The sequence below is a fragment of the Microcoleus sp. B3-A4 genome (assembly GCF_036705385.1).
Classification (GTDB): Bacteria; Cyanobacteriota; Cyanobacteriia; order Cyanobacteriales; family Microcoleaceae; genus Microcoleus.
This window is the reverse complement of record NZ_JAUBUI010000111.1, coordinates 1-16,362: the sequence shown is the minus strand read 5'-3', so window position 1 is coordinate 16,362 and position 16,362 is coordinate 1. Positions and strand designations below refer to the sequence as shown.

19 protein-coding genes are annotated in these 16,362 nt (G+C 45.6%); 12 read left to right on the top strand and 7 right to left on the bottom strand.

The window, feature by feature from the left end; translation table 11 throughout:
* Positions 1-138: 138 nt before the first annotated feature.
* A complete protein-coding gene (locus QUB33_RS26650) occupies positions 139-846 on the bottom strand; it encodes a hypothetical protein (protein WP_333356686.1) in 708 nt (235 codons plus the stop codon).
* Here QUB33_RS26650 and QUB33_RS29740 point away from each other — a divergent pair.
* Together QUB33_RS29740 and QUB33_RS26645 are read left to right on the top strand one after the other, a co-directional pair.
* Positions 803-997 (top strand): transposase, encoded by a 195-nt coding sequence (locus tag QUB33_RS29740; RefSeq protein WP_445299564.1) that lies wholly within the window; start codon positions 803-805, stop codon positions 995-997. The two genes, QUB33_RS26650 and QUB33_RS29740, sit on opposite strands and share 44 nt — an antisense overlap.
* Before the next feature lie 337 nt (positions 998-1,334).
* A complete protein-coding gene (locus tag QUB33_RS26645) occupies positions 1,335-2,360 on the top strand; it encodes an IS701 family transposase (protein WP_445299563.1) in 1,026 nt (341 codons plus the stop codon).
* 157 nt (positions 2,361-2,517) lie between these two features.
* Here the strand turns inward: QUB33_RS26645 and QUB33_RS26640 are convergent, their stop codons facing one another.
* Entirely contained in the window at positions 2,518-3,534 is a 1,017-nt protein-coding gene (locus QUB33_RS26640; RefSeq protein WP_333356683.1) for an adenosine kinase, read from the bottom strand.
* 152 nt (positions 3,535-3,686) lie between these two features.
* Between QUB33_RS26640 and QUB33_RS26635 the strand changes: the two genes are divergently transcribed.
* From QUB33_RS26635 to QUB33_RS26620, 4 genes are all read left to right on the top strand, one after another.
* A complete protein-coding gene (locus tag QUB33_RS26635; protein ID WP_333356680.1) occupies positions 3,687-5,252 on the top strand; it encodes an AAA family ATPase in 1,566 nt (521 codons plus the stop codon).
* Between the two features lie 86 nt (positions 5,253-5,338).
* On the top strand, positions 5,339-5,665 hold the full coding sequence (locus QUB33_RS26630) for a hypothetical protein (protein WP_006635789.1): 327 nt from the start codon (positions 5,339-5,341) through the stop codon (positions 5,663-5,665).
* Between the two features lie 87 nt (positions 5,666-5,752).
* Positions 5,753-6,547, top strand: coding sequence for a YdcF family protein (locus QUB33_RS26625; protein ID WP_333356675.1), 795 nt, complete (start codon positions 5,753-5,755; stop codon positions 6,545-6,547).
* A gap of 283 nt (positions 6,548-6,830) precedes the next feature.
* Positions 6,831-7,064, top strand: coding sequence for a hypothetical protein (locus QUB33_RS26620; protein ID WP_333220794.1), 234 nt, complete (start codon positions 6,831-6,833; stop codon positions 7,062-7,064).
* A 291-nt stretch (positions 7,065-7,355) separates the two neighbouring features.
* Here the strand turns inward: QUB33_RS26620 and QUB33_RS26615 are convergent, their stop codons facing one another.
* Entirely contained in the window at positions 7,356-7,589 is a 234-nt protein-coding gene (locus tag QUB33_RS26615; RefSeq protein WP_333139898.1) for a ferredoxin-thioredoxin reductase variable chain, read from the bottom strand.
* Positions 7,590-7,864: 275 nt separating this feature from the next.
* On the bottom strand, positions 7,865-10,636 hold the full coding sequence (locus QUB33_RS26610; protein WP_333356672.1) for a DUF3536 domain-containing protein: 2,772 nt from the start codon (positions 10,634-10,636) through the stop codon (positions 7,865-7,867).
* Positions 10,637-11,144: 508 nt separating this feature from the next.
* On the opposite strand from QUB33_RS26610, the gene QUB33_RS26605 reads away from it, so the two are divergent.
* The 5 genes from QUB33_RS26605 (at position 11,145) to QUB33_RS26585 (ending at position 13,580) form a co-directional block, all read left to right on the top strand.
* Positions 11,145-11,405: a hypothetical protein gene (locus QUB33_RS26605; RefSeq protein ID WP_333356669.1), complete on the top strand. Its 261-nt coding sequence runs from the start codon at positions 11,145-11,147 to the stop codon at positions 11,403-11,405.
* Complete coding sequence (locus tag QUB33_RS26600) at positions 11,377-11,640, top strand: DUF1016 N-terminal domain-containing protein (RefSeq protein WP_333356692.1); 264 nt, start codon at positions 11,377-11,379, stop codon at positions 11,638-11,640. Before QUB33_RS26605 ends, QUB33_RS26600 begins: the two co-directional genes overlap by 29 nt.
* Before the next feature lie 348 nt (positions 11,641-11,988).
* Positions 11,989-12,510: a hypothetical protein gene (locus tag QUB33_RS26595; protein ID WP_333356666.1), complete on the top strand. Its 522-nt coding sequence runs from the start codon at positions 11,989-11,991 to the stop codon at positions 12,508-12,510.
* Between the two features lie 9 nt (positions 12,511-12,519).
* The gene (locus QUB33_RS26590; RefSeq protein ID WP_333356689.1) at positions 12,520-13,035 is read left to right on the top strand and encodes a DUF4365 domain-containing protein; all 516 of its coding nucleotides are present in this window, start codon (positions 12,520-12,522) and stop codon (positions 13,033-13,035) included.
* Positions 13,032-13,580, top strand: coding sequence for a hypothetical protein (locus QUB33_RS26585; RefSeq protein WP_333356662.1), 549 nt, complete (start codon positions 13,032-13,034; stop codon positions 13,578-13,580). Before QUB33_RS26590 ends, QUB33_RS26585 begins: the two co-directional genes overlap by 4 nt.
* Positions 13,581-13,583: 3 nt before the next feature.
* Here the strand turns inward: QUB33_RS26585 and QUB33_RS26580 are convergent, their stop codons facing one another.
* The 3 genes from QUB33_RS26580 to QUB33_RS26570 are packed head-to-tail and all read right to left on the bottom strand — an operon-like array spanning position 13,584 to position 15,718.
* The gene (locus QUB33_RS26580) at positions 13,584-14,048 is read right to left on the bottom strand and encodes a GNAT family N-acetyltransferase (protein WP_333356658.1); all 465 of its coding nucleotides are present in this window, start codon (positions 14,046-14,048) and stop codon (positions 13,584-13,586) included.
* An 18-nt stretch (positions 14,049-14,066) separates the two neighbouring features.
* Positions 14,067-14,900, bottom strand: coding sequence for a methyltransferase domain-containing protein (locus QUB33_RS26575; protein ID WP_333356655.1), 834 nt, complete (start codon positions 14,898-14,900; stop codon positions 14,067-14,069).
* Between the two features lie 5 nt (positions 14,901-14,905).
* The gene (locus QUB33_RS26570) at positions 14,906-15,718 is read right to left on the bottom strand and encodes an alpha/beta hydrolase (protein WP_333356652.1); all 813 of its coding nucleotides are present in this window, start codon (positions 15,716-15,718) and stop codon (positions 14,906-14,908) included.
* Positions 15,719-16,025: 307 nt separating this feature from the next.
* Here QUB33_RS26570 and QUB33_RS26565 point away from each other — a divergent pair, with 307 nt between their 5' ends.
* Complete coding sequence (locus QUB33_RS26565; protein WP_333356649.1) at positions 16,026-16,262, top strand: helix-turn-helix domain-containing protein; 237 nt, start codon at positions 16,026-16,028, stop codon at positions 16,260-16,262.
* The last annotated feature ends 100 nt before the right edge of the window (positions 16,263-16,362 follow it).

The window sequence follows — 16,362 nt, the reverse complement described above, 5'->3', positions numbered from 1 at the left end:
TTAAGAAGGTTTTTTTAGTCATTTAGTAATGCACAAATTCACGTTTTTGTCAAATTAATTTAGATGCGTTTACCCTGGGCAAGATGCCCGTTCCACAGCACATCAAATTTATTGTGGGGTGGGCATCTTGCCCGCATCTTAAAGGCTAATGTTTTTTACTTCAGTTAACAAGGGCAACGGTAGATTTGCACATACTAACTCTGCACAATTCCACTGCCGCAAATACTCATAGACTTCAGAAATAATCGCATTTGCTGCATCTAAATATCCTGCTTGAGAAGCATGATAGTGCGCTCTGATTAGGGGCTTAATATCCTCGATATCTTGCCATTCCGATTTTGGTTTGAGGGGAATGTTGATATAATAGTGATAGGCTTGGCTGTGGGCGGTACGGAGATTTTCGGGATGTTGACTTAGCAGGTACTCGCCCTTTTCTCGAACTAGCGGATGCAACTGATATGATTTGAGGTGGCGATCGTAATATAGCAATTGTCGGCGCTTGAGTGCCTGAATAATACTTTCTTTGAGTTCATACTTGCTAACTTCTGGCATTTGAGCGCTAATCCCTGAAAAAGATAGCGGATATTCTGAAGTTTGATAGACAGAAATTCGGCTGAGACAAGTTTGCTCGCCGTCGCTGAGACGGGCTATCATTTCATCGATCGCTCTTTCAATATCTCGAATCAGCAACCAGTCTCTCTGGTGCAGAAAAATCCCGACATTTCCCTGAAACTCGGTATCATCTCGAATCAAGGCTGCGACGAGTTGTAAGGCTTTGGGATGTCCAGAATAGCGATCGCCCATTTGCGCTAATTCCTCTGATAATGTCTCAATAATTGGAGACATATCGGTTAATGAACTCCTAACATCAGTCAATTTAACAGGTACAACTGATGCAATGACATTTGAGGCTTTTATCATCCGAAAGCTCGTACCAAAATCATGGAAAGCGGTTTGTGTAGTGATGGATAATTGTACTATTCATACCGGACAATAAATAGAAAAAGCCATCAGAAATTAAGGGAAAACTTAATATATTTATCGCCATATTCGCCGGATTTCTCACAACCGTGAAAATTTATGCTTCAAACTAAAAAATATTTTCTTTTTTATCAAAACGACTAATTATTAAGAGTTAGGAAAAGCGATAAACTTTGCATTTAATGAAGTTACAGAGCGAAAATATTTGGAATTGGTTTACTCACTGCTGTGATTGTACCTCATCTTGCTGAGAAAACTATATCAATTTTTTTGATACTAGGACTTACGCATTGACAAAATAACCAAACAGTGAATTGATAAATAATTGTCGTCTCCTTTCTAAGGATGGAACAATGAGAAAAATAACTAAACCCTCTACGGCACAATGCAACGCCGACCTTTACACCTTATTTTTGTTGTCAGAACCCAAACTGGGAGGATGTAGCAGATTGTCAGAGATATTGGGAGATGTTTCTCACGATTCTATCAATCGGTTTTTGTTAAGAGAAAGGTATGAGCCGAAAGACTTATTCAGTCAGATAGAGAAAATAATCAATTTGACAGGAGGGATACTAAGTGTAGACGATACAGTCATAGAAAAGATTTACAGCGACCCTAAAAATGCCGAATTGATTAGTTATTTTTGGTCAGGAAAAGCTCATAAAACTATTATAGGTTTAAATTTAATCACCCTATATTACAGCGATATTAATGGTAACTCAGTCCCAATAAATTACAGAATCTATGATAAAAAGGAGGGAAAAACCAAAAACGATTACTTTAGAGAAATGGTGAGTGAAATAATAAATTGGGGAGTCAAGCCAAAAATAGTAACAGGAGATAGTTGGTATTCAGGAGTGGAAAATTTAAAATTTCTAAAAAACCAGAAATTGGGTTTTCTCTTCGGAATTGAAAAAAATAGGACTGTCTCCAATGAGCCACATAATTATTGCCAGGTAAGCACTCTGGTCATTCCTGAGTCAGGATTAAGAACTCATTTGAAAGAATTTGGATTTATAAAATTGTTTAGGAAAAGCTTTAAAGAAGAGGCATCTAGACACTATATTTTGTATTTGCCAGACGAGTCAAAGATTCAGGATATAACAAGAAATGAATTTCTCACAATTCATGATACTCATTGGCAAATTGAAACATTTCATAGAGCCATCAAACAAGTATGTGGAATTTGTCGTTTCATGGTGAGAGACACCTCTGCAATCAAGACTCATATATTTTGTTCACTTCAAGCATTTGTAAAATTGGAGTTGATGCGGTCTGAAAAAATAATTAGTAACTGGTATGAAGTCCAAAGGAATCTATTCACTTCAGTTATACGTGAGCATATTTTGGCAAACCGATTCAGTCATGGCATTGTCTAGAATACATAGATGATATTTTTTGTCAATGCGTAAGTCCTAGATACATATAAATTGCCCTTGCTGCATCTGCGTTCATCCCCGTTCATCTGCCTTCATCTGCGGTTTAAAAAAGAGCGATCGCCCTTAACACAAAAAGTGCGATCGCCCCTTTCAATTCCTAACGAGAAATCACCTCACTCAAAAGATGAGCCTGAGAACCCTCAAGCCGAGGCCCATGAATCTGCACCACCCTAGAAGCCAAGAAATTGCCCCAGCGAGCCGCTTGTGCAGAACTCAAACCGTTAGTAATTCCAAACAAAACACCGCCCGCGAAAGCATCTCCAGCACCCACAGTATCGATCGCCTTTACCGGAAATCCAGCCACATCAACAATCTGTTTGTTCTCTACCACCATGCAGCCTTTATCCCCATTAGTGATAAAAGCCAAATCCGAAATCTCGCTCATTTTCCGAGCGCACTCTTCCAGAGATTCCTCCTTGAAAAAGCTCCGAACTTCATCAGCATTGCAAAAAATTACATCACAATATTCCGAAACCACCTTGTGAAAATCATCAGCAAATCGATCGACTAAAAAGCCATCCGAAAAAGTAAAAGCCACCTTCACACCCAGACGCTTAGACTGTTCCATCGTCTCAATGCTAGCCTTTCTCGGATCGGGAGCATCCCAAAGATAGCCTTCAACATAACTGTACTTGCAGTGAGCCAGTCGATCGACATCAATATCAGTCGCAGCCAGAGTAGTAGAAACCCCCAAATTAGTACACATCGTGCGTTCCGCATCCGGCGTAGTCAGCACAACACAAGTACCAGTGGGTTCCTTAGACTCAGCAGCAGGATGCACATTAAAATCAATCCCCGCCGCCAGCAAATCTTGCCGATAAAATTCGCCGTTAGTATCCTTAGCAACCTTCCCCGAATAATACGCTTTACCGCCACTCTGAGCCAAACCAATCATCGTATTTGCCGCCGAACCCCCCGATCGCATTTGCAGCGAATTGTGCTCTAAATCGTGCAAAATCCCCCCCTGGGTTTCCGAATTCATCAGCGTCATCCCGCCGCGACTCAGCCCGTGAGCGAGTACAAATTCATCTTCTACCAATGCTAGGATGTCTACAAGGGCATTGCCTACGCCAAACACATCCACGGAACGGGAATCTTGATTGTTTTCTGTCATCAGTAATTTTTGGTTTACACTAATTATCAACTTTATAATAAATCGACTTCAATTCAACATCTATTTTCTTTAAGTTCTCTTTATCTAAATCCCAAAGCCCAAATCGATCTAATCCAAAATCCAAAATCTAAAATCCAAAATCTAAAATCGATATGACTGATACTTGTCTCCCACCTCTGATTCAGCAAATGTTGCAGCCCGGGTTTTACCCGCACGGGGTGACAGAACCAGTGCAGCTAATTCAGACTCATGGCTCCTTTGTCCTCCTCACAGGAGACTATGTTTACAAAATCAAGAAATCAGTTAACTTTGGCTTTTTCGATTATTCAACCTTGGAGAAGAGACAGCATTTTTGCAATCAAGAATTGCTGATGAACCAGCGCACTGCACCGGAAATTTATCTAGAAGTTTTGCCAATTCTTCAAAGTGGCGATTCGTTTCACTTGGGTAGCAGCTTACCTGCTATAAATTCTGGCGAAATTGCTGTAGAATACGTGCTGAAAATGCGAGAATTTCCTCAAGATTCGCTCTTGCTCAGTTTGTTGGAACGCGGACTGTTGACCGAGCAACTTATGGCAGAATTAGGGCGGGAAGTTGCCAATTTTCACAGCACGGCAATTAGTAATAGCTACATTCGCCGATTTGGCGAAGTCAGTCAGATTCGCACAACAATAGATAAGAATTACCGAATTTCACAAAAATATATCGGTGGGCCCCAGACTCAGGCACAATTTCAGGAAACTAAAGATTATACAGATGCGTTTTTTGCCAAAAATCAAGAGTTATTTAACCTGCGGATTGCTAATAATAAAATTCGCGAGTGCCACGGAGATTTGCACTTGCGTAATATAGCCTTATGGCAAGATAAAATATTACTGTTCGACTGCATTGAATTTAACGAGCCTTTTCGCTTTGTTGATGTCATGTACGATGTCGCTTTTACAGTAATGGATTTGGAATCGCGGGGGCGCAGAGACTTAGGCAATGCTTTTCTCAATACTTACATCGAACAAACAGGGGATTGGGAAGGACTGCAACTCTTGCCTCTGTATTTGAGTCGTCAAGCTTATGTTAGAGCAAAAGTAACTTCGTTAATGTTGGACGATTCCGCTATTTCAACTACCCAAAAAGCAGATATTTCACAGACAGCAGCTCATTACTATAAACTGGCTTGGCAATACACAAAACCGCGCCAGGGAAAGTTAACTTTGATGTCGGGTTTGTCTGGTTCTGGCAAGAGTACAGCAGCTCGATATTTGGCTCGTCGCACTGGCGCAATTCACATTCGATCGGATGCTGTTCGCAAACATTTAGGCGGAATTCCTTTAAATGAACGCGGGGGGCAAGATTTGTACTCGGATGAAATGACGGCCCAGACTTATGGTAGATTGTTAGAGTTGGGGATAATTCTTGCTGACCGAGGTTGGGATGTGATTTTAGATGCAAAGTTCGATCGGCAAAACTTGAGAACCGATGCGATTAATCAGGCTCAATCCCACGGCTTGCCCCTGCAAATTATTTACTGCACCGCACCAATTGAAGTATTGCGAGAACGACTGCAACACCGCAAGGGCGATATTGCCGACGCGACGGCAGAACTATTGAGTTCGCAGCAAGCAGCTTTTGAACCTTGTACAGAATTAGAGCAAATTTCTGTAAACATTGTAGATACCGCGCAAGACTTAGAGGTACAATTAAACTTGATTTGTAGGGAGTAGTTGCAGAGCGATCGCCCTTGCCAATTTGATTGTCTGCTAATATTGTCAATATCTTTCTGTGTTATTACAAACACAACTTGCAGCTCATGCCAAAATTTACCGGAGACTCCAAGGGGTTTAACCCTGCGCTGATATGGTTTGTGTTGTTTACCGTTGGGTTTCGCTTAGTAGGATGTAACTTACCCGTGAGTCTCGGTCTTGGTGTCATCGGTGGTGTGGCAGCAGGTTTAATTGTCGCTTGGTGGCACAACGAACTACTACTCAACCCGAATATGCGTTCCAAGGATAAAACCTCGGATGCTATCCTCAATAAAGAAGTAGTGGAAACCGAGAGCAAACTATATAGCAAAACTTCTAGGCGTGAAGCTCCTACATTGTTAGACTGGTTGTCTGGGCCAGAGGATCGTCGCTAGCATTAGTCATTAGTCATTAGTTAACAGTTAACAGTCACAAATGCCCAATGCCCAATGCCCAATGCCCAATGCCCAATTCCCAATTGAATGTTTGTATTTCTGTCGAAACTCCTGCCACTGTTTATTTATCCTTTGGGGTTGAGTTGCCTGTTAATGATGGCGGCTTTAATCACACTTTGGAAGCGTCCCAAATGGGCGGCGGCGCCAATTGCTGCGGCTCTAATTATTTTACTGCTCGGAAGTAGCGGTTGGGTTTCAAAATCGTTAGTTCGATCGCTCGAATGGCAAAACTTACCAACCGCCGAACTCCCCCAAGCTGAAGCGATTATCGTCTTGGGCGGCGGTGTCAAAGCAGCTTTACCTCCCCGTCCTTGGGTAGAATTAGCCGAAGCGGGCGATCGCATAATCTATGGTTCCCGACTTTACAAGCAAGGCAAAGCTTCCCTGCTAATTCTCAGCGGCGGTAGAGTAGATTGGAAAGGTGGCGGGTCTCCCGAATCGGCAGACATGGCAGAAATTGCCCAAACGATCGGCGTACCGGCATCAGCAATTCTGCAAGACCCCGATTCACACAACACCTATCAAAATGCCGTCAACGTGCGGAAAATTTTAGATAGTAAAGGCATAAAAGGGCCGGTTTTGCTAGTGACATCGGCGATGCACATGACTCGATCGCTCTTAATTTTCCAGCGTCAGGGAATAAAAGCAATTGCTGCACCAACAGACTTTCAGATAACGCAGCAGGATATCGCAGCATCCCAAAGCAATTGGCAAGCAGTCGCCTTGGATTTATTGCCGGACACCTATCAGTTAAACCAGTCAACTAAAGCTTTGAAAGAATATATCGGCTTAATCGTTTATCGGCTGCGGGGATGGCTTTAACATAATTTTAGATTTTAGATGTTGGATTTTGGATTGAATAATTTAAACTAATATCAAATCCGGTTGCATCGCAATTATAGGGGCGGGGCGGGTTTATATAATTTGTCTATACTTATCAAATATCTGGGCGAACCGGCCCCTACAAAACATCATCAGATAAGATTCCAAATCAAACGGATACGATCTAAAATCTAAAATCTAAAATCTAAAATCCAAAATTGATTGAGTGTGTTAGCTTAAAGTCATTACAGCAAATATTAGCCACAGTCGCCCCCAAACAATCATGCTGCCCCACGAGTTGCAAAACATTGCCCCAGAACCGACTCCCGCGGCCGAAATTTTTCAGAGACATCAAATTGTCCGCGAGTTTTACGACGAAATTAAGTACCGTCAAGAACTACAACTTCACTGCCAGTGGTATTACGCTACAGCCAAGCAGCATCAGCAGGAATTGCAGAAAATGCAGGGAGATTTGAATATCTTCGGCTGGTTCAGCCGGGGACGGTCGAAAAATTAAGGAGTGAAGAAAAAAGGTGGTTTGTAGTAAGGGCTTTAGTCCCGCCGATCGACTAAAAGCCACAGAAAAAACAGAACTCCTCACTACAAACTCTACAACAGTTATAGGGCCCCCGCCCAAAAACAGATAATTGCTTTCCGACAGGAGTAGTGATCAGCCCAAAATTTTAGACCATCGTTCAAGCTTCCAGATTCATCTGTGGAGTAAATCTAAAATCTAAAATCTAAAATCTAAAATCGACTGACCGGATTGGATATTGTCTTTGAGCTCCGGCTTCAACTTTGGAGACAGCTAGACTTCCGAAGATATCAACTCGACCTCATCCTCTTTCAGGTGAGCTCGAAATTTTTTGTCAAACTGAACTAGAACCGGCCAATTGGCACTGACAGGTCGGCCGTGCCATTCGTGAACGATCGCCACGACTTCTCCTTCCATACCCTTAATATCAAATGGTTTACTGCGATTTTCAGGGTGGTGGTAGACAACAACAGAGTTTTTAATGCAAACGCGATCGCCAACTTTCATAGACTTAAATTTAGTTTTCTCTCTTCAAAACTCTGCAAAGCCTACTGGTGCAGAACACCTGTAGGCTTTGCGGACAGTCTTTTTATCTTCCCACACAAGTACAGCGAAAACTCAAAGAAACTTGTCGGTGTTCTGTCGGTGCTTCCATAGCCAGCCGCGAGCTCGGGAAGCCTCCATGCCGATAGATCCTCGGTTGAACCGGCAGGCCCGATCAGCCTTTAAAGCTCGATCGGGCGGATTCTCAAGGGCGGGAATTGATTTGGCTAATCAGGAAACTATTTACTTAACTGATTTAACCAACACTCAACATCAACGCCCAAGGTTTGACCCAACTCCAGCAACTGCCGGATCGAAGGCAAGTCCCAGCCGGCGCCGGAACCTGCAATCCCCAAGGCAACGGCAGCGACCACACTGTCGCCCGCCGACACCTCTTGCAGTTGCAGCCAGCCCAAACACAGAGGCACAATTTGACTGTACAGAGAATTGAAATACAGTTCCTGCGATCGATCCAGACACAAACCCAGACTCAGCCGATCGCCCACTGCAATCAAACGCTCGATCGTGCGGATATCAGCTTCTAAATTGACAGGCGAGCGATCATCCATGCCCGATCCAGCTTGCAGTAGCGTGTCTAGCGATCGCCAAACCAGCCTTTCCAAAATTTCCTTGACTTCGGGAACGTTCAACCGACAGCGGAGATGGCCGCTTTCAGTGGCGATCGCCTCAATTTCGGCCAGCAGCGCCTCCGCGTCCTCGGTTTCCAGTTCCAGGGCCTTGGCCGCCGTCAAACAGCGGTGTCCCAAAGCCACCTCAGCAGCCACCTGCAACTCTACGGGCACCTGCAGATCGTCGCGGTGGAACGCCATTATCACCCCGTAATTTTCCCGGTAAACCTGAGTGTAAAGCTGATCCAACCGAGTCAAATTTTCCTGACTCAGCAACTGCACGATCCGGTGGCGTTCCTCCGCAAATAAATCCCGCAAGCTAAAGGACTGATCCCCAAACAGGCGTACCATTTCCAGAATCGCGTGGGACGCCGAAGCTTCTTGCATAACTCCAAACAACCGCTCTTTGAGCATAGTGTAAGACCGACGGCTGCCAAAAGGCTGAATGCAGCAGTGGAAGTCCCAGCCGCCGAGGTGCAACGCAGCAAACACAAAAACCTCTGTTTCCCGCGTAATTTCCGAGGTTAACTGCAATTGACCCACAGCCAGAGTCATCGAGCCCATGCGCTGAATTTGGAAATCTTCCTGCTCGGCCTGATAGCAGTAAAGTCGCTCTTCGCGGGAAAATTTGGCAAACAGAGAACTGATTGCGTAGTGGGCGGCCACCTGTCTGAGACTAATTTGGGCTGTCACCACCAGTTGGCGGTAAACTTCTGCCCCTGTTTTAAAACACTCAACGTTGCTGGGTACGAGGGCTAGTTGAGCGACAAAATCCTTTTCTAGCTGGACGCCGGTAACTTCGGCCGCCAATTCCAGCGCCCGAGCCGCGTAGCGCAGAATTTGCACGCCTTCTGGCCGCGAGATTTCTTCAAAAAACCAGCCGCAGCTAGTGAACATTAACAAGGCGTGGCGCTGCATTTCCAGCAGCCGCAGGGCGTCCACCTGTTCGGCGTCGTCGAGTTCGCGCACTTGATGGCGTTGAAGGAAACTGTCAACATTAGTGGCCGATCGATCCCGGATAACCTCAATATATTCATCTCTGGCTTTCCAGGGATCGCTCAACAGCTTGCGCCCCGCTTCTTCATAAATCGGAATCAGCCGATCGCGCAGCCAATTCAGAGTATCCCGCAGAGGGCGGCGCCATTTGAGGTGCCATCCGCCGCCACCACCGCAGCCGCAATCATCTTGCCAGCGATCGACCCCGTGAGAGCAACTCCAGGCCGTCACGGGTTTGAGTTCAACTTCCCAAGCGCTCGGATTTTGACTTAAATAATGAGCAAAATTCGTCACCGTCCAGCCTCGGCGGGGAAACTCTTCTGTGAAGGCGTAGGCGAGGCATTTTTCGGTACTGTTTTTGTGGTGGCCGAAAGTTTCGCCGTCCGTCGCCACGCAGATTAATTGAGCCGGTCGGTGGTCTCCCCGTACTGCTTGACCCAAGCGCCCGGCCAAGTGGTGGCTGCTGCTGAGAACGTCATTGAAGCCCATATCCCGCGAGATCGGGCCGTCGTAGAAAAAGATATCAATGTAAGGAGTGTTGGCAGGTGGGGCTTCGGAATTTTGGGAGTGCTGGCGGCCAAAATAGTGAGTGCTCAGCGGCGAGAGTTGGTGGTCAGCCATCAACCGCATTTCCGGCTTCAAATAGCAGCGGTACGGGCGAGTCGGATCGATTTGACCCCCGCCGACTTCGTGCCATTCGGAATTTTGCCCATGTTCCCCTTCGTGGTTTTGCCCGATTAGCGGGCGGCAGCGTTCGGCTTGGGAGGGGGCTAAGACAATGAAGCGGATGCCTTCAGCGACTAAAACTTCGAGGGTGGCGTAGTCTACGGCGGTTTCGGCGAGCCACATTCCTTCGGGATCGCGACCGAACCGGGAGCGAAAATCTGCGATCCCCCAGCGAATTTGGGTGTATTTGTCTCGCTCGTTAGCGAGGGGCATGATGATGTGATTGTAGACTTGGGCGATCGCGTTGCCGTGACCGTTGAGCCGCTGACAGCTTTTGCGATCGGCCTCCAGAATCCGCTGGTAGACTTCCGCGTCGTAGCGTTCGAGCCAGCTCATCAGTGTAGGCCCGATGTTGAAGCTCATATACTCGTAGTTGTTGACGATCCCCGCGACTTCGCCGCGATCGTTGAGTATGCGGGCAAAGGCGTTCGGGCGGTAGCACTCGATGTCAATGCGTTCGTTCCAGTCGTGGGCGGGAGAGGCGCTGGCTTGGCGTTCGATCGCGTCCAGGTAAGGGTTTTCCCGGGGTGGCTGGTAAAAGTGACCGTGAACCGTCACACACACCCCAGTTGCAGCAGTCACGCTGGTTTGGGTTGCAGCCGTTACGGTTGGCGAAGGCAAAGGTAGCACATCGGATTGAGTTGTAGAAAGCGAAATCATGCGATCGAATCCTCAAGTAGTTAAAGACAATAAAACGAGCCTAATTAGAAACTGAAACCTTACGCAGCAAGAGTTACAGCTAGGCATCTGTTAGGACTAAATTTGGCTGACAAGTTTTGATACATTTGTAGTATTGCGAGCAAAGCATTCGTTCCAAGATGCCAACCGTCGATCCCTGGGTTTTTTGCCAATGCTTTGCTGTTGAAAGAGTTAAAAAATGTAGCTTTTGCTGCTTTTTGGCACTTGCGACCCATTTCGGGTTAGTGCTTGCAGCACTGCTCATTGAGAGTTTCATTTACCTTGCTGGATTGTAAAGTCTTATTCATTAAATAGCAACTTTTGCCGGAAAGATTTAATTTTTGGCACTAAATCTTGGCGGTTGTGGATATCGGTTTAATGCCCGATGAATTTATAGAATAAGAGTATTGCCCGAGTTTCGCATCATACTTTAGGTGCTTTTTACCTAAGTTCTGGAGAAGTTAGGCCAGTTGGCTTAGGGCGGGGCAGATTGGCTGCAAATGTACTTTCCAGAAGAGTTGTAACACTGGTGCGGAGTCAAAGGGCAACAAAAAAGCAAAACGGTAAGTGTTATGTTTTAACTCCTGAGAGGTATGTGGGGGCGGAGGCCTGGGAGGAGGAGGATGATGAGGAGGGTTTGGACGAGAAGATGCTGCATTTGACGGCGAAGTTGGAGAGGCAATTTGCCGAGAGTGCCAAGTTAGAGGCGATGATTCGGAAAAATCTGCCGAGGGTGGGTTCTGGCGGATAGTTCGTCAATTGCTGAAGATTATCATGATTTTTGGCGAGAACTTAAGGAACGTATTGTGCAATATCAAGTGCGGGCCGTACTTTCTGTTAACTGTGAATTAGTGTTGCTTTACTGGTCAATTGGACGGAATATTTTAAACAGGCAACAGCAGCGAGGATGGGGAGCAAAAGTTATAGACAATTTAGCTGTTGACTTAGAAACAGCTTTTCCTGAAAGGATGTTTGCCGACGATTGAGCAGTTGGAAGCTGAGTTATAAGCGGTGGATGTGGAAATTGAGGAGGAATGATAAAATCTGAGAGTGCGAAGTAAAGATAACTATTATCGAAAAAGCTTAGAGCAATCCTTCACCCTAGCTGTAACCCGTGATGTTTTGCGACCCAAGGTGCTCTCAGGTGAGATTCGGGTGAAGGATTTAGAGAACCTAGCTAGAAATATCAGGAACCCGCACCATCATTTTTCAAATGCACCGTCTTTTCAAACTTGATGGGTTCACGAGGTTTTGGAGGTTTTGGAGGTTCGGGAGGTTTTCGAGAAGTATTAGACTCTTGCTGATCTGCTGAATTATTAGACATGGAGGTTCTTTTGAGTAATAACGAATGTAATCCCAATATAACGCTAATTTACGAATACGCCTCTCAGGCATTAAAAGATTTAGAGCTGAGTATCAATAGGCTTAATACAAAACTAGGTGTAGTGCTGGGATTTGATGCAGCTCTAATTCGCTTTTTTTCAACCTTACCCGATCGTTCGCTTGCAGTAAATATTGATGCTTTGGATATTTCTTTGGAGTGTAATTTTTGTTTGGTTTTAAAGATTTCAAGTTACCTTGCTTTAATAATTTCTTTAATTTATTGTTTCTTGGGATTTAAGCCGCAAATAGCAGGGCAAATAATTTTACCAGAAGAATTAAGAGAAAAATGCCTTGACATAACAGAGGAAGAGTATAGACTCTCAATCATAGAAAACTGGAATCAATCCATCAAGGAATTGGCGAAAAACAGAGACAAAATATCAGATTTGTTTAAAAGGGCTATCTCGGCACTAATATGCGCTGCTATTTTGTCAGCTATTGACGTAATTTTATCTTCTTTTTTAGTCAAGTAAACTACTCAAATACAGAGAGGATTAATTAATGACATCAACCAACAAGAAGAACAATTAAGCAACATCTACCTGCAAGCTGTCACCACCGTTGCCGGCTATTCCGTCTACAAACCTTTCGTAGACGATGACAGCATAGATTGGGGAGTAGCTGCGAAAGGCGGGACAGGCCCCATTAGAGCACCTCGCTTAGAATTGCAGTTAAAATCTACATCAAGTGATATCCAAGACGCTAACTCCATCCGCTACCCCCTCAAGCTCAAAAACTACGACGACTTAAGAATGGATGACTTCGCCATACCCCGAATTTTAGTTGTCGTTTTAATCCCCGAAACACCCGAAGACTGGTTAACCCAGTCCGAAACAAAACTCTGCATCAGAGGCTGCGGATATTGGATATCGCTGCGGGGAAAGCGAAAAACACAAAACACAAGCACTGTCACCGTCCCCATCCCCAGAACCAACCAATTTACAGTCGCCGCCCTTCAGTCAATTATGGAGGGAATTAGCCAAGGAGTTCAACCATGAAAATCACCGTAAAAGATAGCCAAACTCTCGAAACAATCAAGCTAAATCAACTGAGAGATTACTTACAAACTCACGGCTGGCATGAAGACAAACCTTTCTTAGATAATGCCACACTTTGGTACAAACCAACAGCCGATGCAGAAGAATTTGAAATATTGCTACCTAACCGGGAAAACCTGGGAGATTATGCAGCCCGCATCCGCGAGGCAATCCAAACCCTAGAAAACGCAGAAAATCGCCCTCAAATTGAAATTTTAAGCGAACTACTTACCCGCATTCCCAACACGACTGTTCAGGGAATTGTTATGCACATTCACACCCCAAATACCAAAAAATTAAGTGGCGAAATTACTCTCCTCGGTCTTGTAATTGCCAAATTGCGGAAAATTCAAACTACACTCGCAGACAGAGATTATATCCTGGCGATTAAAGCTTATCAAGAACGCTTGCCGATTCTCTGTAGCGGTGACTTAATCAAAGACAACAACGCCTTCATCCTCACAAACCCCCACAACTTAACTCTCGATGAATTATGGCAAAACTAAAAGTCACGCACAGTCTATCTCGCTCAATTGTAAATGATGCGTCGTATGCTGCCAATTGCGCTGAGTCTTGAATCCCAATTTTTGATAAAACCTGTCGGCTGCTGGCGTATCTGCCCGCAACGTCAATAACTGATAATGCTGACTGGCTTCGTAAATCAGCCGATCGACCAATAAACGCCCCACCCCCTTTCCCCGCCAAGCTGACTCAACATACAAATGCCGCAATCGTCCAACTTTTGGATCGTTGAAATAAGGATCTCCATTCAAGCCGCAAACTCCGATAGCTCTTTCCTGCGATGACGCTATAAATAAAGCTTCACCAACCTTGTCGAAGCAGTTATAACCATTACGATAATCTCGAACCAGTCTTTCAACAAACTGAAAACCTTGGGACAGACTTTCCTCAATTAAATGGATAATTAATCCCTCATCCAACTCCAAAATTTTAGCGATCTGAATATGCTGCATACTTTGAAAAAAGATTTGTTAAGTAAGGAGTGCATCGACTTGACCAGATTTATGGGCTCTGATAAAGAACATTGTGATATCGTTCCAATAACCTGCTGCGGTTGAAGCTTCATTTATTTCTGTAAAATATTCCAGCTTGCACTGCTGCCACTGTTCATCTGACCATTTCACATTTTGAAGCCCGAATGCACTCTTGCCATTGCCAGTCCACGCAGCTTCCGCATCTTGCAAGTAGAAGCCAAATTGCTCAGTCGTGATTTCGATGTCTTCAAACCCGATATTGTCAAGCATTTGGCAACACCTCTGCGGCGTTCCCAGTAACTCATTGGGATTCGGGATAGCAATACCGTATCTTTGTACTACTTTCCGAAACAAGACAGACGCGGTAGGGGAGGTTTCTGCCAGACAGGAAAATGCAAGTAACCCTCTTGGTTTCAGAGCATTGTGCCATCGACGCAGCGATGTCGGGATATCTGTGAAATAGACGATCGCCGACGAACACAAAATAACATCAAATTGGCTTTCTTGGAACTCTTGCTCGTCTGCATCCACTTTCTCAAACCTGATATTCGTCAATCCCGAAACAGCGGCTTTCTGCTCGGCTTGCAGCAGCATTCCTGAAGCACAGTCAGTTCCCAAAACACGACCTGTGGAACCGACAGCAAAAGCCGCAGCCATCGCCGCTAAACCTGTTCCAGTAGCGACATCTAAAACTTGCTGATCCGGTTGTATTTTTGCCCACTCTACTAATCGGTTTGCAGCCCGTATATGAAGCTCAGTTTCGTAGTTTTGACGGTTGTTAAAGTCATTAAGAATTTGCTGTTTGTAGCTACTTAGCGAGGAGTCATTCATATCGATTATTTTGCCAAACAAATATCCAGTTCCCTAGCAAAGGCCTCCGGCGCATCCAGCATCAGCCAGTGTCCCGTATCGGGTAGCGTAGTTGTCGTCAGTGTGGGACGCAGGATGTGGAGGCTGAAGGGAAAAGTGTTTGAGGGAGCAATAATGGCGTGGGCCCGCGTTCCAGGGGCTGCTAGGTAGCGATCGAGAGCATCAACAGCTTCAAAGGGAAACATCCCGCGATACATTCCACGCAGACAATCCCGTGGAGTCGCCGCCAAGCAAGCGAGAATCCGATCGCGCGTATGGGCCCTGCTTCCTGTCAGCGCCTCATTGAAACTGGTTTCCACAGCAGCCCGCCAATCCTCCGTCTCCAGAACCCTCTGGTAGGGGACGATCCGTGCCTCGTGCACCTCTGCAGGCACCTTGGTAAAATCTCCAGGTGGGTCTGCTAGGATCAACTGCGCGATGCGGTGCGGTGCGCTGGCTGCTGTAGCGAGGGCAATACAAGCACCGAAACTGTGCCCGACGATCGCCACTCGATCGAGTCCCAGCCCATCCAGTACCGCCAAAACATCCGCTGCACAGGAGGCGGGCGCATAGTTGCCGTCCTCCGGCGGTGCAGAATCACCGTGTCCCCGCATATCAAGGGCGATCGCGCGTCGGGTACGGGCGACATGAGCAAGCTGCGCCTCCCAGATGCTCGCAGAAACCGTCATACCGTGCACGAACACCACCGGCAGCGCCTCCGACTCCCCAGCGGTGACAGGGGGGCTGGCTTCGATGATGTGAATAGTGCCGATCGGTCCTTTGATATTTGTCGAGCGCATACAATTTTCTCCTAACTTTTAATTTCCTCTCTTCATCAAAAAACAAGCGAGAAGTCCCTGGCTTTAGACATCTACCGTGTACACACAAGTCAAAGTAAACTAGGCTCATGTTTTGAGAGAGGTATAAACCGTGGACAATCCCATACTAATTCACGTCTCCCTCCTAGAAGGAACGGCCTTTGGAGACCCAAGGCTGGTAAAAAGGGGGCGGCATTATAGAACCCATTTGAGATCTATGAAGCTAGCCTCTTATACTAATTTTACATGAAGTTGCATAGAATAAAGATACTGTTTAGAGGTAATTAGTATGGCACGCCAACTGATTCTGGTGATCGCAGAAAGTGCACAGAGTTTGGAAAAACAACTAAAAAACAGTCGCACTGCCAGTCAGAAAGAACGGTTGCAAATGTTGTGGTGGCTGAAAACTGGACAAATCACTCAGCATAAAACCCTGGCCGAACGTCTCGGACGCGATGGTTCAACAGTAACTAGGTGGCTGCAAAAGTATCGTCAAGGAGGATTGTCCCCAATACGGTTTACTTAAGACCGAAAAAGTGATAAACTAGGTAAGTAGGTCGGCGAGAAAAAACAAAACTATGTTAAGATAGATAAAGAAAGATATATTTCTAGTGACGTAACAAATA